The following is a 14,579-nucleotide window of genomic DNA, read 5'->3' as shown; positions in this document are numbered from 1 at the left end:
GGGAATGGAGATGCGGGTTCTGAGGGCAGCGTTAGGGGTGGGTCTTGCAGCGTCCTGCATCGTGCAGGCGCGCGCGCAGGTGCCTTCGATCAACCCCGGTGTGATCCAGCAAGACGTCGACCGGCAGCGGCGGCAGCTCGAGCAGCAGAGCGCGCCGCCGAAGCTCAATGGGCCTGCCGTGATCGGCGGCGAGCGCGAAAAATCCCCGCTCCTCAAGCCGGGCGGGCCGAAATTCCGCCTGCGCAAGGTCGCGTTCGATACATCCAAATTCATCACGCCGGCGGAGCTCGACGAGATCGCGAAGAAATATGTCGGCAAGAATGTCGACATCGCGTCGCTGTTGCAGCTCGTCGCCGACATCAATGCCATCTACACCGCGCGCGGCATCGTCACGGGCATCGCGACGCTGCCGGAGCAGGATCCCAGGGACGGGGTGGTCAGGGTCAAGCTGACCGAAGGCCGGCTCCAGAAGACGACCATCGAGGGTAACAAGCAGACGCGCACCGATTACATCCTCCAGCGCGTCAAGGAGCCCGAAGGCGAAGTCCTCGACGTGCCAAAGCTCAATCGCGACGTGATCTGGTTCAACCGGACCAATGACGTGCAGATCAAGGCGTTGCTCCAGCCCGGCACGACCTTTGGCCTGACCGACCTCCAGTTTGCGGTGATCGAGCCGCCGGTCGATACCTTGCAGCTCTTCGTCGACAACCAGGGCGTGGAGAATACCGGCCGCTGGGAAGGCGGCGCCTTCTACAAGCGCCACGGCCTGTTCGGTGTCGACGACCGTCTGACCTTCTATGGCGTCCGCTCCGACGGCAACCTCAACGGCAACGTCGCCTACAGCATTCCGGTCAACCCCTGGGGTGGGCGCGCCGGTGTCAGCTATACCGAAGGCAAGATCAAGATCATCGAGGGCCCGTTCGTCGCGCTCGACGTCACCGGCCGGTCGAGCCAGGCCGCGGTCAATTTCAGCCAGCCGATCTGGGTGACGCAGAACTGGCTGGTGCTGCTCAACGCCGCCGAGACCGAAGGCAAGACGGTGAGCCGTTTCTCTTCGGTTGCGGTGACCGACGACCACCACGACAAGGCCACCGCCGGCGTCTCGGTGACCAATTCCGGCAATACCTATTCGATCACGGTCTCGCCCGCCGTGAACTACATCGCTTGGCAAGACCACGTGCTCGGCAACAACCGCGCGTTCAATACCTATACCGGCTCGATGATCGCGACCAGCGCGGCGGGACCTGCCAATTTCACCGCCAACGTGCTGGCGAGCTGGCAGTACACGCAGGAAAAGCTTCTGCCCGGCGACCAGATCTTTACGATCGGCGGCCCGACGACGGTGCGCGGCTATCCGACCAACGCGGCATCCGGCGACAGCGGCTACTACTTCAACGCCGAGCTGCACTACAATTGGTCAGCGCTGCTCAGGGGTTTTGATACCTACGTCTTCACCGATTGGGGCGCGGTGTACTCGACATTCCCGGGCATCACCGAATTGAGCTCGGTCGGCGTCGGCTTCTCCTGGACCTACGCGCAGTTCATGACATTCGAGGCCAATTATGCGACGCCGCTGAAGATGGCGGTCTCCACCCAGCGGCACTATGAGGCCTATGGCCGCATCATCTTCCGCCCGCTGTTGATGTTCGAGAAGCAGCAAAACGCTGCGCCGGCGACGATTGCCGACAAGGGCAAGTCGTAGGGCGCCACTTCGCGAACCCGCTACCGTCGCAGCGTAAACTCGTCCGAGCCGCGCCGGGTTTCCCACTTCGCCTGCTCGAGTTCGGGCTGGTCGCATTCGGCCTCGGGATAGCCGATGCAGAGATAGGCGATGAATTTCCAGGAGCTTGGCACGTCGAGAATGGTGTGGATGCGGTCTGGACTCAGGATCGAGACCCAGCCGAGCCCGATATCCTCGGCACGCGCGGCGAGCCACATCGCGGTGATCGCAGCGACAACGGAGTATTCCGTCGTCTCGGGCATGGTCGCGCGGCCAAGGCCGTGGCCGATATCGCTCGCCTTGTCTGCGAATACGGCGAGGTGGCCGGGTGCATGTTCCAGGCCCGAGAGCTTGAGCGCGGCATAGCGCGCCGCGCGTTCGCCGGAGTAACAATTCAGCGCGTCGGCGTTGCACGCCCTAAAATCGTCGATCACGGCGCGGCGCCGTGCGGCATCGTCGACGGTGACGAAGCGCCAGGGCTGGCTGAGGCCGACCGATGGCGAAAGGCAAGCGGTCTCGATCAGCCGCGCGATGGCGCCATCCGGCAGCGGATCGGTGCGAAAGCGGCGCACGTCGCGACGCCACACGAACAGCTCGCGCAATTGCCGGCGGAAGGTGTCGTCGAATTCGACCATCGGGTCACCCTCCCATCTGAAGGAAGGCTGCGGCGACCTGCAGGATCAGGACCTCGCCAGTCTGCTCGAAGGCGCCGAGGATGTCGCCAGTCTGCCCGCCGATCTGACGGATGGCGAGCCGCGCCAGGATCAGCCCGGCGAGCGAGAGCAGGGCGAGGCCGACCAGCGCCTTGCCCGGTCCGAGCGCAAGCGCAAGACAGAGCGTTCCGAGGGCGAAGGCGATGGCCACGCTGCGACCTGGCGGTGCTCCCGCGCTCGCCGACAATCCATCAGGCCGCGCCGGCGGCACCAAGGACATGAAGGCCGGCACGCCCGCCCGGGCCGCGGCATGCGCGGATGCGAGCGCCAGTGTGACTGCCCACGGATTGGCAATTGCCGCGAGCGCGCTCCAGCGCAGGCCGTACGACAGGATCAGCGCGCAGACGCCATAGGTCCCGATCCGGCTGTCGCGCATGATCTCGAGCTTGCGGTCGCGCGTGCCGCCGCCGCCGAGCCCGTCGGCGGTATCGGCAAGGCCGTCCTCATGCAGCGCGCCGGTGACGAGGGTTGTCGTGGCCAGCGCGAGCAGGGCGGCCGTCGCGGAGGGGAGCCCCAGCCTGCTTGCAATCGCATAGGCCACCGCGCCTGCAAGCCCCACCAGCAGCCCGGCGATGGGAAGCGCCCAGGTCGCACGCGCGATCGCGCCATCGCCGGCGGCCTTTGACGAACCGACCGGAAGGATCGTGGTAAAGGACGCCGCGATCCGGAGATCGGCGATGACGTCCCAGATCATGTCGGCGCGTGGCATCATTTCAGTTTCATCGGAAGGCCTGCGACGACGAACTCGACCTCGTCGGCCACAGCCGCAATGGTCTGGTTCATGATCCCGGCGGCGTCGCGGAAGGCGCGCGCCAGCGCGTTGTCGGGCACGATGCCAAGGCCGACTTCGTTGGTGACGAGGACGACCGGGCTCCTGAGGCGGGGCAGGGTACTTGCGAGTTCTGTCACCTCGCGCGACCAGTCGCGCTCGGCATGCATCAGGTTGGAGAGCCACAGCGTCAGGCAATCGACCAGCCTTGCGCCGCCGCCATCGGTTGCGACCAGCGCCGCGACGAGGTCGAGCGGTACCTCGCGCTCGGTCCAGTCGGTTCCGCGCCGTGCGCGATGGCTTGCGATGCGCGCCTCCATTTCGGCATCAAGCGCCTCGGCCGTAGCGACATAGACAGGCTGTCCCGGGAAGGCGCGCGTGCGCGTTTCCGCACGCTTGCTCTTGCCCGATCGCGCTCCGCCCGTGATCAAAATGACGGCCATGAAGGTCTCCTACGGCCAGCACTAATCACCAAACGCGGGCAAAGACAAAGCCGAAATCCGAGGGCCGGGGGCTTGCGCTCGGCTCGTGCTTTGCGCAACAGGGGCGGGACAGGAGGCGCATGTGGGTTTTGCGGGTGCGATGGCGGTGGCGATGGTAGTGGATGCCCTGGTGGGCTGGCCGTCGCCGCTGTTCGCGCGGATCGGCCATCCCGTGACCTGGCTCGGCTGGCTGATCGCGGCCATCGACACCGGCTGGAATCGCTCGTCCGATCCGCCTGCGCTTCGCCGCGTTGCTGGCTTTGCCGGAGCGCTGGTTGTGATCATGCTCTCCGCTGCGATCGGCTGGATGCTTCAATCCTTGCTCCCATGGGGCTGGGTACAGATATTGCTGATCGGTGTGTTGGCCTGGCCTCTGGTCGCGTTGCGCTCGCTGCATGATCACGTTGCGGCCGTCGCAAATCCTCTGCTAGGCGGTGACATTGCTGCCGCGCGCGAAGCGGTCTCGCGCATTGTCGGCCGCGAGCCCGCGGCGCTCGACGAGGCCGGCATCGCGCGCGCGGCGATCGAAAGCCTCGCCGAAAACGCCTCCGACGGCATCGTGGCGCCCGTGTTCTGGGGTGCGCTGTTCGGCCTGCCCGGCATCTTCGGCTACAAGGCGATCAACACGCTGGACTCCATGATCGGCCATCGCAGCGAGCGGCACGAGGCCTTCGGCTGGGCCGCCGCCCGCATCGACGACGTCGCCAACTTCATTCCGGCGCGGCTGACAGGTTTTCTGTTCGTGCTGCTGGCGCCGCGGCGATCGGAGGCGTTGTCATGCATGACGCGCGATGCACGTCGTCATCGCTCGCCCAACGCCGGCTGGCCGGAAGCTGCGATGGCCGGTGCGCTCGGCGTGCGGCTCAGTGGTCCGCGCATCTATCACGACAGCATCAGCAACGAGCCCTGGTTGAACGAAGGCGCGCGCGATCCGCTCGCTGCCGATATCAGCCACGCGCTGACGATCTACCGCCGCGCCATGTTGCTGCTCGCGGGCGCGCTTGCGATCCTGGCTTTCGCGTGAAAGAACAGGACATGCGCGAGCACGGTGGAAATCTCGATCAGGCCCAGCAGCGTTTTGGCGGACGTGCGGAGGACTGGATCGACCTCTCGACGGGGATCAACCGGCTGCCTTATCCCGTGGGCGAGATCAGCGCGCGCTATTGGAGTGCGCTGCCGTCGCGCTCCGCGATCGACGCCCTGCATCAGGCTGCTCAGCGCGCCTATCGCACAAGCGCGCCGGTTGTCGCGATGGGCGGCGCACAGGCCGCCATCCAACTATTGCCGCAACTCGCGCCGCGCGGCCGGGCGCGCATCCTCGCGCCGACCTACAACGAATATGCTCCAGTTCTGTCGGCCGCAGGTTGGGAGGTCGAAGAGGTGAGCGAGCTTGACGCGCTGGCCGGCGCGAACCTCGCCATCGTCATCAATCCCAACAATCCCGACGGGCGCTGGTACACGCCTGCGAATTTGCTCGCACTGCTGCCACGCGTTGGCCGCCTCGTGATCGACGAGAGTTTCGCCGACGCAGTTCCGCATTTGTCGCTCGCTTCGGAAGCAGTTCGGCCGGGGCTGGTGATCCTGCGTTCATTCGGAAAATTTTACGGGCTCGCCGGCCTGCGGCTCGGCTTTGCGCTTGGCCATGCCGACGACATCGCCAAGCTCGCGGCGATGTCTGGTCCATGGCCGGTGTCGGGCGCAGCGATCGCGATCGGCTGTCGCGCCTTGCGCGATGATGACTGGGCCAAGGCCGCATCGGCGCGGCTTGCAAGGGACAGCGTTAGGCTCGACGCTATGGTGCAATCGCAGGGCTTGAGGCTCGTCGGCGGCACACCATTGTTTCGTCTCTATGAGATGCCCGACGCTCTCGCTGCACAGGAGAAGTTGGCGAGCGCTCAGATTTGGTCGCGCGTCTTCGTACAGCAGCCGACATGGTTGCGCCTTGGACTTCCGGGCGACGAGTCCGAATGGTCGCGCCTCGCCGAGGTCCTAGCGCGCTAGCGCGAGCAGGCCCTCGACATCGAGATGAGTCTCGATGTGATTGGCAAGCGCATCCAGGGCGCTCTCGACCCTGGCGTGATACGGCTCGTCGCCTGCGGGAATATCGAGCTTCGCGAGATACGCCCTGCGAAAGTCGTCCGATGTGAACAGGCCGTGCAAATAACTGCCCTGCACGCGTCCATCGCTTGAGATTGCACCTTCCGGCTCGCCATTCAGTTTCGCAAACGGTCGCGCGCGATCCGGTCCATCGGTACGGCCGATGTGGATTTCGTAGGCCTGGATCGGCTGATCCGTCGCTGCATGCACGGCTGCGACTCGCGTCAGCGTTTTCTGCGCACTCATCTCCGTCGTCACGTCGAGAAGTCCGAGGCCCGGTGTTTCGCCCGCGGGGCCTTCAATGCCGTCGGGATCAGTGACGCTCCGTCCCAGCATCTGATAACCGCCGCAGAGGCCGAGCACGTGACCGCCCCTGCGGTGATGCGCCAGCAGATCGATGTCCCAGCCCTGTGCGCGCAGGAAGGCGAGATCGCCGCGCGTGGATTTGGAGCCGGGGATGATGACGAGGCGCACATCGCCAGGGATCGCTCCGCCCGGACGCACCATCACGAGATCGACGCCCGGTTCGAGCTTGAGCGGATCGAGATCGTCGAAATTGGCGATCCGGGACAATGCCAGACAGGCGATCTTGCACTGGCCAGGCTTTCGCGCGTCGCTCAGGCCCAGCGCATCCTCGGCCGGCAGCTCGCCGGCGCGGGTGAACCAGGGCAGCACGCCAAGGCCGCGCCACGACGTTTTCTGCTCGATCAGCTTGTAACCGTCATCGAACAGCGTGGGATCGCCGCGAAACTTGTTGATGACAAAGCCCTGGATCATCGCGGCATCATCCGGATCGATCACCGTCTTGATGCCGACGAGCTGGGCGATGACGCCGCCGCGATCGATGTCGCCGACCAGCACGACGGGGACGTCGGCCTTGCGCGCGAAGCCCATATTGGCGATGTCGGCCTTGCGCAGATTGACCTCAGCGGGGCTGCCGGCGCCCTCGACCAGCACGAGATCGGCGCGCGCCTTCAGCCGCTCAAAACTCTCCATCACCGCGCCCATCAGCGACGGCTTCATCGCCGCGTATTCGCGCGCTCGCGCGGTGGCGATGCGTTTTCCCTGCACAATAATTTGCGCACCGACATCGGTCTCAGGCTTGAGCAGCACCGGGTTCATATCGGTATGCGGCTCGACGCCGGCGGCGAGCGCCTGGAGTGCCTGGGCGCGGCCGATCTCGCCGCCATCGACGGTGACGGCCGCGTTGTTCGACATGTTCTGCGGCTTGAACGGCAGCACACGCTGGCCGCGCCGCGTGAAGGCGCGCGCGAGGCCGGCGACGATGAGCGACTTGCCCACGTCCGAGCCGGCTCCCTGGATCATCAATGCGCGCGCCATCGCTGAGCCCAATCAGAACTCGACGCCGGCCTGCGCCTTGATGCCGGAGCGGAAGGGATGCTTGACCAGCGTCATCTCGGTGACGAGATCGGCGATCTCGATCAGCTCATCCTTGGCGTTACGCCCGGTGAGCACGACATGCGTCATCGGCGGCTTCTCGGTTTTCAGGAAGTCGACGATCTCCGCGATGTCGAGATAGTCGTAACGCAGCGCAATATTAATCTCGTCGAGCACGACCATGTGCAGGCTCTCATCCATGATCAGCTCCTTGGCCTTTTCCCAGCCTGCGCGCGCGGCGGCGATGTCGCGGGCACGATCCTGCGTCTCCCAGGTAAAGCCTTCGCCCATGGCATGGAACTGGCAGAGATCGCCAAAGTGGCCGGTGAGTAGCCGGCGCTCGCCGGTGTCCCAGGCGCCCTTGATGAACTGCACGACCGCGCAGGGGAAGCCATGCGCGACGCAGCGCATGATCATGCCGAAGGCTGAGGAGGACTTGCCCTTGCCGGCGCCGGTGTGGACGATGATGAGGCCCTTTTCGCCGCTCTTGGTCGCCATGATCTTGTCGCGGGCGACCTTGATCTTCGCCATTTTCGCAGCGTGGCGGGCGTCAGTTTCCTCGGCCGTTTGGCTATCCGGTTCAGGCGTCATCGGACGGGCTCCTTCGGCTTGACAAGTGGCGGCCGGGGGCAAATGGTGGGCCGACGTTGGTTCCTGTCCTATGACAGGCGAAGAGGGAATGCGATAGGGTCCGAATCGGCAAGATTTGGCTCCAAAATGCAGCCGCCCCCGCGACCGTGACCGGAGAGATGCCCGAAGCCACTGATCCCCAAGGGGATCGGGAAGGCGGGGATCGTAGGGGAAACCCTGCTCCGCAAGCCGGGAGACCTGCCAGCGCCGAAGTTTTGCACCGGCGGACGGGGTGTTCCGCGACGGGGAAACGGGCCTTCGCAAGAACGGTTCGTGCGCCTCATCGCTTCCCGCTGTTTATCCTGGAAGAGGCGATGACTGTCACACTTCACGTCTGCATCACCTGCCGTGCCGGCCAGACACTCAGCGAGGGCGAAGTCGCGCCGGGTAAGCGCTTGCATGGTGCGATCCTCGACGCGGGTGTGCCCGATGGTGTCAATGTGGTTCCCGTCGAATGCCTGTCGGCCTGTAGCCAGGGCTGTTCGGTCGCGCTCAGCGCGCCCGGCCGCTGGTCCTATGTCTATGGCCGCCTGTCGGAGGCCCACGCGGGCGATGTGATCGCAGGCGCTGCGGCCTATGCCGGTGCGCCCGACGGCATCGTGCCCTGGCGCAGCCGTCCCGAAATCTTCCGCAAGCAATCGCTTGCGCGCATTCCTCCCATTGCCGTTGTGCCAGAGGCCGCCGAATGAACTCGCTCGCAAAAGTCCCGGTCACGGTGGTCACGGGTTTTCTCGGCTCCGGCAAGACGACGCTGATCCAGCATCTCCTTGCAAATCCCAACGGCAAGAAGCTCGCGGTGCTCGTCAACGAGTTCGGCAGCGAGGGCGTCGACGGCGAGATCCTGAAATCCTGCGCCGACGCCAATTGCCCGGAGGAGAACATCGTCGAGCTCGCCAATGGCTGCATCTGCTGCACCGTCGCCGACGATTTCATTCCCACAATGGAGCTGTTGCTGTCGCGGCCGGTGAGGCCCGATCACATTCTGATCGAGACCTCGGGCCTGGCGCTGCCAAAGCCGCTGCTCAAGGCGTTCGACTGGCCGGAGATCCGCTCGCGCATCACCGTCGACGGTGTGATCGCGCTCGCCGATGCCGAGGCTGTGGCTGCCGGCCGCTTCGCGCCGGATCCTGACGCGGTCGAAGCGCAGCGCGCGGCGGACGACAATCTCGATCACGAAACGCCGCTGTCTGAAGTGTTCGAGGACCAGATTGCGTGTGCCGACATCGTGCTGCTGACCAAGGCCGATCTTGCGGGCAGCGCGGGCATTGAAGTCGCAAAGGCTGCGATCACCGCCGAGATGACGCGTCGCGTGCCAATGCTGGCGGTCACCGACGGCGCGATCGATGCGCGCGTCATCCTTGGTCTTGGAGCTGCCGCGGAGAACGATCTTGCTGCGCGCCCGTCGCATCATGACGGCGAGGAGGACCACGAGCACGACGATTTTGCCTCCGTCGTGATCGATCTTCCGGAAGTCACGGATATCGACGCGTTGGTCGCGTCAGTCCAGCGTCTCGCGCGTGAGCAGAACGTGCTGCGCGTCAAGGGCTATATCGCAGTTGCGGGCAAGCCGATGCGCTTGCTGCTCCAGGCGGTCGGCGAACGTGTGCGCCATCAGTTCGACAAGCCGTGGGGCGCGAGCGCGCGTCAGTCAAAACTCGTCGTGATCGGCGAGCACGGCGATATCGACGAGGCCGCGATCAAGGCGGGACTTGGTATCTCAAGGCTTGGTATCTGATGCACGTCGTCTTCCGCGAGAGCCGCGGTCTCGAGGAGACCGCGACGCCAAGGGACGTCGGCCAGGACCCGGCCGATCTCGTGGTGCTCTCGTACTCGGATTCCGATCTCGCTGCGTTCGCGGCTGGCTGGCGGCGCGGCCGCGACAGCCTGCCGTCGCTGCGGCTCGCCAATCTCGCGGAGCTCCGTCATCCGCTCTCGGTCGACACCTATATCGAACGCACGCTGTCGCAGGCGCGCGGCATTCTCGTGCGCCTGATCGGCGGCGAGTCCTACTGGTCGTATGGGCTGGCCGCCTTGCATCAGCTTGCGAAGGATCGCAACATTGTGCTGGCCGTGCTGCCGGCCGATGGTCGCGACGATACGCGGCTGGACGCGTATTCGACTCTGCCGGTCTCGACCTTGCGGCGGCTCAAGGTGCTCTGCGACGCTGGCGGCCCGGTTGCTGCCCAAGCCGCGATCGCGCAGCTCGCGCTGGCCTCGGGCCTCTATGCCGGGCCGGTTGTCGGCGAGATGACCGTGCCCGAGATGGGCTTTTACGATCCCGCTCGTGGTGTCATTGCTGCGCCGCCGGACGTTGAGGGCAGACCGCGGGCGCTGGTGACGTTCTATCGCTCCTACTTGACTGCCGCGGACACCGGTCCTGTCGATGCCCTGATCGCGGCGCTGCGCGAAAAGGGCTTTGATATCTACGGCGTGTTCGTCACCTCACTCAAGGCCGCGGGCGTCGCGGATTGGCTGCGCGTTCACCTCGCGAAGAATCCTCCCGCTGCGATCGTCAATGCGACCGCGTTCTCCGCGATCGGCGACGACGGTACGACGCCGTTCGACGGCGCGTCGTGCCCGGTATTTCAGGTCGCGCTCTCGACGGCGCGGCGCGAGGACTGGGCTACCTCGCTGCGCGGTCTGTCGCCCGGCGACCTCGCGATGCATGTGGTCCTGCCCGAGGTCGATGGCCGCCTGTTTGCAGGCGTGGTGAGCTTCAAGTCGGGCGAGATCCGCGATCCCGATTTGCAATTCTCGCATCTTGCGCATCGCCCGGACGAGGAGCGCGTGAAGGCTGTCGCCGCGCGCGTAGCCGCGTGGCACCGGCTCGCGGCGAAGCCGGTTGGTGAGAAGAAATTGACCGTCGTGCTGTCGAACTATCCGGGGCGCCCGCACCAGATTGCACATGCGGTCGGCCTCGATGCGCTGGCCTCGGTCGAGGCATTGCTGTCTGATCTCGGTGAAGCGGGATTCGACGTCGCGTCAGCGGATCGGCTCGGCGATGCGTTGCTGAGGCAGACATTGACGTGGAGCGCCGCCGACTATCGTGCGGCGCTCTCGCGTCTGCCGCAGGCATTGCAGGATGATCTCGCGCAAGCCTGGGGCGCGCCGGAGGACGATCCGGGCTGCCGCGATGGCGCATTCCATTTCGCCGCGGTCCGATGTGGCAAGTCGATCGTCGCCGTCCAGCCCGAGCGTGGCGACACGACCACGCGCGATGCCGATTATCACGATCTCGCCCGCACGCCGCGCCATGGCTATGTCGCGTTCTATCTCTGGCTCCAACAGCAGGGCTGTGATGCCGTCGTGCACATGGGCGCGCATGGCACGCTGGAATGGCTGCCCGGAAAATCCGTCGCGCTGTCGCAGGCCTGCTGGCCGGACGCCCTGATCGGCGATCTGCCCGTCATCTATCCCTTCATCGTCAACGATCCCGGTGAGGCCGCGCAGGCCAAGCGGCGCCTGGGTGCCGTCACCATTGGCCACCTGCCGCCGCCGCTTGCGGCATCCGCCGTGCCGGAAGGCTTGCGTCGACTCGAACAGCTCCTCGATGAATACTCGACCGCCGATGGTCTCGATCCCGCGCGCCGCCAGCGCCTGATCGCCGCGATTCGCGACGAGGCCCGCGCCGCCGGCCTCGAAAGCGATCTCGGCCTCGATGCCTCGGCAGCACCAGCCGAAGCCATCCCCCGGATCGATCGCTTCGTCTGCGATCTCAAGGAAAGCCAGTTCGGCGACGGCCTGCACGTGTTCGGCCGCGGCGTCTGCGGTGAAGCCGAGCGCGATGCTCTGCGCACGGCACTTGCGGGCCAACGCGTTGCGCCGGGCCCATCCGGCTCGCCCTATCGCGGGCGACAGGACGTGCTGCCGACCGGGCGCAATCTCTTTGCCGTCGATCCGCGCGCCGTGCCGACCCCCTCAGCACACGCGCAAGGCATCAAGCTCGCGGAAGAGCTGTTGCGCCGTCATTTGCAGGATCACGGCGATTGGCCGAAGGGCCTCGTTGTCGACCTCTGGGGCTCGGCAACGATGCGCACCGCGGGCGAAGAGTTCGCGATGGCGCTGCATCTCGCCGGTCTTGCGCCGCGCTGGGATCACGCCTCCGGCCGCGTTATCGGCTACGACATCGTCGCGCCGGCCGAGCTCGGCCGTCCCCGCATCGACGTGACGCTGCGTGTCTCGGGCCTGTTCCGCGATGTCTTCTCCGGCCTTGCGCAACTGTTTGAAGCCGCCGCCGAGGCGCTCGCGGCGCGCGAGGACGAGGGTGACGAAAATCCCTATCGTCATCGCGCGTCCCGCGTGTTCGCGCCGCGTCCTGGGCAATATGGCGTCGGCCTATCGGCGATTCCCGATGCCTTCACGCCCGAGACCCGCGAGGCTGCGGGCGAAGCGTGGCTGTCGGCGTCGTCCTGGGCGTTCTCCGCTGCCGGTGCGATCAAGCCCGATCGCGCCGGCATCGAGGCGCGTCTCGCGTCTGCCGATGCTTTCGTTCACGTCCAGGACTTGCCGGAAACCGATTTGCTGCTCGCGGCCGACTATGCGGCGCATGAAGCGGGCATCGCGGCTGCTGCAGCGTATCTCGGCGCTGCAACGCCATCGCTCTATCACCTAGATGCGACGCGTCCGGAGCAGCCGCATGCGCGCAAATTGACCGAGGAGATTTCGCGCGTCGTGCGCGCACGCGCCGCCAATCCGGCCTGGATTGCCGGCATGATGCGCCACGGTTTTCGCGGCGCCGCCGAAATTACCGCGACGCTTGAGCACATGGCCGCCTTCGCCCATCTGGCCGGCGCCGTGCCGCCGCATCTGTTTGATCTCTATTTTGACGCGACGCTCGGCAATGACGATATTCGCGTCTTCATGGCACGCGAAAATCCGGCGGCGCTGGCTGCGATGGAGATTTGCTTCACCCGCTTGTACGAGGCCTCGCTCTGGCGAACGCGCCGCAATTCAATCGCGGCCGCGCTGCGGGAGGCATCATGAGCGCGATGGCGGTCAAGGGCTGGTGTCCGGGCGCGCTACAGCCGATGCAATCGGGCGATGGACTCGTGGTGCGCGTGCGCCCGTTTGGCGGAAGGCTCGACGCGGCGCAGATTGCCGGGCTTGCGCATCTCGCCGGGCGCCATGGCAACGGTTTGATCGACGTGACCAGCCGCGCCAACCTCCAGATCAGGGGCGTCAGCGACACCAGCCATCGGCTGCTGCTCGCCGGCCTGGCCGAGTTGGCGCTACTCGATCCGGATGTCGACACCGAATCCCGGCGCAACATTCTGGTGACGCCGTTTTGGCGCACCGGTGACGAAACCCAGGCGCTCGCCGCCGAGCTCGAGGAAGCGCTTGCCGACAGCGCACTCGATCTCCCGACCAAGTTTGGCTTCGCTATCGATGACGGGACCTCGCGCGTTCTCGCCGGCGATTCCGCGGATGTGCGGATCGAGCGTGATCGAACCGGCGGACTTTTGGTACGAGCCGATGGTGCTAAACACGGCCGCGCCGTCGCGCGTGGAGAGGCCGTGACCGCTGCACTCGCGCTTGCAGACTGGTTCGTCGCCTCTGGCGGAGCAAGGGGCGGACGAGGGCGCATGGCGGCGCATCTCGCCGCCGGCGGGGTCTTGCCTGAAGTCTTGCGCGGTGAGGCCGAGCCGGCGCCGATCATGGCGGCTGCGCGCCCCGGCCTCTATCCGCAGGGCGCGCTGGTCGGCGTCGCGTTCGGACAGATGCCGCATGCAACGCTCAACCAGTTCGCCGGCTGCGGACATGGGCTGCGCATGACGCCATGGCGGATGGTTTTGAGCGAGGACAGGCGGATGCCGTCCGCGGCCGGCCTCATCACCGAGGCCTACGACCCGGCGCTACGCGTGATCGCCTGTAGTGGCGCACCGCGCTGCCGCGAGGCGCATGCGGACACCCGCGCGCTGGCGGCAGCGCTTGCGCCGAACATTGGCGCTGCCGCGCGGCTCCACGTTTCGGGTTGCGCCAAGGGCTGCGCCCATTCCGGTTCGGCCGCGATCACGCTGGTTGCGACCGGTGCAGGATTCGATCTCGTGCGTGGCGGGTCGACGCGCGATGAGCCCATCCTGCGCGGGCTGAACCGCGATGACATCATCGCCGATCCCTCCATCCTGATGGGAGGGCACTGATGCCGCATCTCTATGAGACCGATGGCGCGGCGATCTACCGGCAATCCTTTGCGACCATCCGGGCCGAGGCCGATCTTGCGCGCTTCACGGGGGATGAGGAGCAGGTCGTGGTGCGAATGATCCATGCTGCCGGCATGGTCGGCCTGGAGGCGCACATCCGCTTCACGCCCGGCATGGCGACCGCCGCACGCGCCGCGTTACAGAGAGGCGCGCCGATCCTTTGCGATGCGCGCATGGTCTCGGAGGGAATTACGCGCGCGAGACTTCCCGCGGCGAACGACGTCATCTGCACGCTCGGCGACGAATCCGTTCCTGCGCTCGCCCAATCCATGCGTAACACGCGCTCGGCGGCGGCGCTGGAACTGTGGCGGCCGCATCTCGAAGGCGCGATCGTCGCGATCGGCAATGCGCCGACCGCGCTGTTTCATCTCCTCAACATGCTGGAGGACCGCGACTGTCCGCGGCCGGCGGCGATCATCGGCTGTCCCGTCGGCTTCGTCGGCGCGGCCGAATCCAAGGCTGCGTTGATGGCCGATCCGCCGGTACCGGCGCTGACGGTCGAGGGCCGCCTCGGCGGCTCGGCGATCACCGTTGCTGCCGTGAATGCGCTGGCGAGCCGGAGCGAATAGC

Annotated in this window: 13 protein-coding genes and 1 riboswitch; of the genes, 8 read left to right on the top strand and 5 right to left on the bottom strand. The window is 66.1% G+C overall.

Annotated features, from left to right (window positions below; genetic code table 11):
• Window positions 1-10: 10 nt before the first annotated feature.
• Window positions 11-1,702, top strand: coding sequence for a ShlB/FhaC/HecB family hemolysin secretion/activation protein (locus tag UP06_RS24975; protein ID WP_045006555.1), 1,692 nt, complete (start codon window positions 11-13; stop codon window positions 1,700-1,702).
• A 20-nt stretch (window positions 1,703-1,722) separates the two neighbouring features.
• Here the strand turns inward: UP06_RS24975 and bluB are convergent, their stop codons facing one another.
• The 3 genes from bluB to cobU are packed head-to-tail and all read right to left on the bottom strand — an operon-like array spanning window position 1,723 to window position 3,645.
• Entirely contained in the window at window positions 1,723-2,355 is a 633-nt protein-coding gene (gene bluB / locus UP06_RS24970; protein ID WP_045006330.1) for a 5,6-dimethylbenzimidazole synthase, read from the bottom strand.
• Window positions 2,356-2,359: 4 nt separating this feature from the next.
• Entirely contained in the window at window positions 2,360-3,145 is a 786-nt protein-coding gene (cobS, locus tag UP06_RS24965) for an adenosylcobinamide-GDP ribazoletransferase (protein WP_045006329.1), read from the bottom strand.
• Window positions 3,142-3,645, bottom strand: a complete 504-nt coding sequence (gene cobU, locus UP06_RS24960) for a bifunctional adenosylcobinamide kinase/adenosylcobinamide-phosphate guanylyltransferase (protein ID WP_045006328.1) — start codon at window positions 3,643-3,645, stop codon at window positions 3,142-3,144. The genes cobS and cobU overlap by 4 nt, the downstream gene beginning before the upstream one ends.
• A gap of 121 nt (window positions 3,646-3,766) precedes the next feature.
• Here cobU and cbiB point away from each other — a divergent pair, with 121 nt between their 5' ends.
• A complete protein-coding gene (gene cbiB / locus UP06_RS24955; protein ID WP_045006327.1) occupies window positions 3,767-4,708 on the top strand; it encodes an adenosylcobinamide-phosphate synthase CbiB in 942 nt (313 codons plus the stop codon).
• Between the two features lie 11 nt (window positions 4,709-4,719).
• A complete protein-coding gene (cobD, locus tag UP06_RS24950) occupies window positions 4,720-5,685 on the top strand; it encodes a threonine-phosphate decarboxylase CobD (RefSeq protein WP_045006326.1) in 966 nt (321 codons plus the stop codon).
• On the opposite strand, the gene UP06_RS24945 is transcribed toward cobD, so the two are convergent.
• A complete protein-coding gene (locus UP06_RS24945; protein ID WP_045006325.1) occupies window positions 5,674-7,122 on the bottom strand; it encodes a cobyric acid synthase in 1,449 nt (482 codons plus the stop codon). The genes cobD and UP06_RS24945 overlap by 12 nt on opposite strands.
• A 12-nt stretch (window positions 7,123-7,134) precedes the next feature.
• On the bottom strand, window positions 7,135-7,770 hold the full coding sequence (gene cobO, locus UP06_RS24940) for a cob(I)yrinic acid a,c-diamide adenosyltransferase (RefSeq protein WP_045006324.1): 636 nt from the start codon (window positions 7,768-7,770) through the stop codon (window positions 7,135-7,137).
• A 40-nt stretch (window positions 7,771-7,810) separates the two neighbouring features.
• A riboswitch (cobalamin riboswitch) is annotated at window positions 7,811-8,029 on the top strand.
• Window positions 8,030-8,123: 94 nt separating this feature from the next.
• Here cobO and UP06_RS24935 point away from each other — a divergent pair.
• From UP06_RS24935 to UP06_RS24915, 5 genes are read left to right on the top strand one after another with little or no spacing between them, the layout of a single operon-like run.
• A complete protein-coding gene (locus tag UP06_RS24935; protein WP_045006323.1) occupies window positions 8,124-8,498 on the top strand; it encodes a DUF1636 family protein in 375 nt (124 codons plus the stop codon).
• Window positions 8,495-9,544 carry a cobalamin biosynthesis protein CobW gene (cobW, locus tag UP06_RS24930; RefSeq protein WP_045006322.1) on the top strand — a complete coding sequence of 350 codons (1,050 nt, stop codon included), beginning with the start codon at window positions 8,495-8,497 and terminating at the stop codon, window positions 9,542-9,544. Before UP06_RS24935 ends, cobW begins: the two co-directional genes overlap by 4 nt.
• Window positions 9,544-12,792 (top strand): cobaltochelatase subunit CobN, encoded by a 3,249-nt coding sequence (gene cobN / locus UP06_RS24925; RefSeq protein WP_045006321.1) that lies wholly within the window; start codon window positions 9,544-9,546, stop codon window positions 12,790-12,792. Before cobW ends, cobN begins: the two co-directional genes overlap by 1 nt.
• Window positions 12,789-13,949: a precorrin-3B synthase gene (cobG, locus tag UP06_RS24920; RefSeq protein WP_045006320.1), complete on the top strand. Its 1,161-nt coding sequence runs from the start codon at window positions 12,789-12,791 to the stop codon at window positions 13,947-13,949. Before cobN ends, cobG begins: the two co-directional genes overlap by 4 nt.
• Window positions 13,949-14,578, top strand: a complete 630-nt coding sequence (locus UP06_RS24915; protein ID WP_045006319.1) for a precorrin-8X methylmutase — start codon at window positions 13,949-13,951, stop codon at window positions 14,576-14,578. Before cobG ends, UP06_RS24915 begins: the two co-directional genes overlap by 1 nt.
• Window position 14,579: the final 1 nt, after the last annotated feature.

It is taken from the genome of Bradyrhizobium sp. LTSP857 (assembly GCF_000938285.1).
In the GTDB taxonomy this organism is placed as follows: domain Bacteria; phylum Pseudomonadota; class Alphaproteobacteria; order Rhizobiales; family Xanthobacteraceae; genus Bradyrhizobium.
The sequence above is the reverse complement of the archived record's forward strand: the minus strand, read 5'-3'. Positions and strand labels throughout refer to the sequence as shown.

What these genes read in the sequence shown, in the direction of transcription:
- UP06_RS24975 (WP_045006555.1), top strand. Translation starts at nt 11, where the DNA reads ATGCGGGTTCTGAGGGCAGCGTTAGGGGTGGGTCTTGCAGCGTCCTGC.
- bluB (WP_045006330.1), bottom strand. Translation starts at nt 2,355, where the DNA reads ATGGTCGAATTCGACGACACCTTCCGCCGGCAATTGCGCGAGCTGTTC.
- cobS (WP_045006329.1), bottom strand. Translation starts at nt 3,145, where the DNA reads ATGATGCCACGCGCCGACATGATCTGGGACGTCATCGCCGATCTCCGG.
- cobU (WP_045006328.1), bottom strand. Translation starts at nt 3,645, where the DNA reads ATGGCCGTCATTTTGATCACGGGCGGAGCGCGATCGGGCAAGAGCAAG.
- cobD (WP_045006326.1), top strand. Translation starts at nt 4,720, where the DNA reads ATGCGCGAGCACGGTGGAAATCTCGATCAGGCCCAGCAGCGTTTTGGC.
- UP06_RS24945 (WP_045006325.1), bottom strand. Translation starts at nt 7,122, where the DNA reads ATGGCGCGCGCATTGATGATCCAGGGAGCCGGCTCGGACGTGGGCAAG.
- cobO (WP_045006324.1), bottom strand. Translation starts at nt 7,770, where the DNA reads ATGACGCCTGAACCGGATAGCCAAACGGCCGAGGAAACTGACGCCCGC.
- UP06_RS24935 (WP_045006323.1), top strand. Translation starts at nt 8,124, where the DNA reads ATGACTGTCACACTTCACGTCTGCATCACCTGCCGTGCCGGCCAGACA.
- cobW (WP_045006322.1), top strand. Translation starts at nt 8,495, where the DNA reads ATGAACTCGCTCGCAAAAGTCCCGGTCACGGTGGTCACGGGTTTTCTC.
- cobN (WP_045006321.1), top strand. Translation starts at nt 9,544, where the DNA reads ATGCACGTCGTCTTCCGCGAGAGCCGCGGTCTCGAGGAGACCGCGACG.
- cobG (WP_045006320.1), top strand. Translation starts at nt 12,789, where the DNA reads ATGAGCGCGATGGCGGTCAAGGGCTGGTGTCCGGGCGCGCTACAGCCG.
- UP06_RS24915 (WP_045006319.1), top strand. Translation starts at nt 13,949, where the DNA reads ATGCCGCATCTCTATGAGACCGATGGCGCGGCGATCTACCGGCAATCC.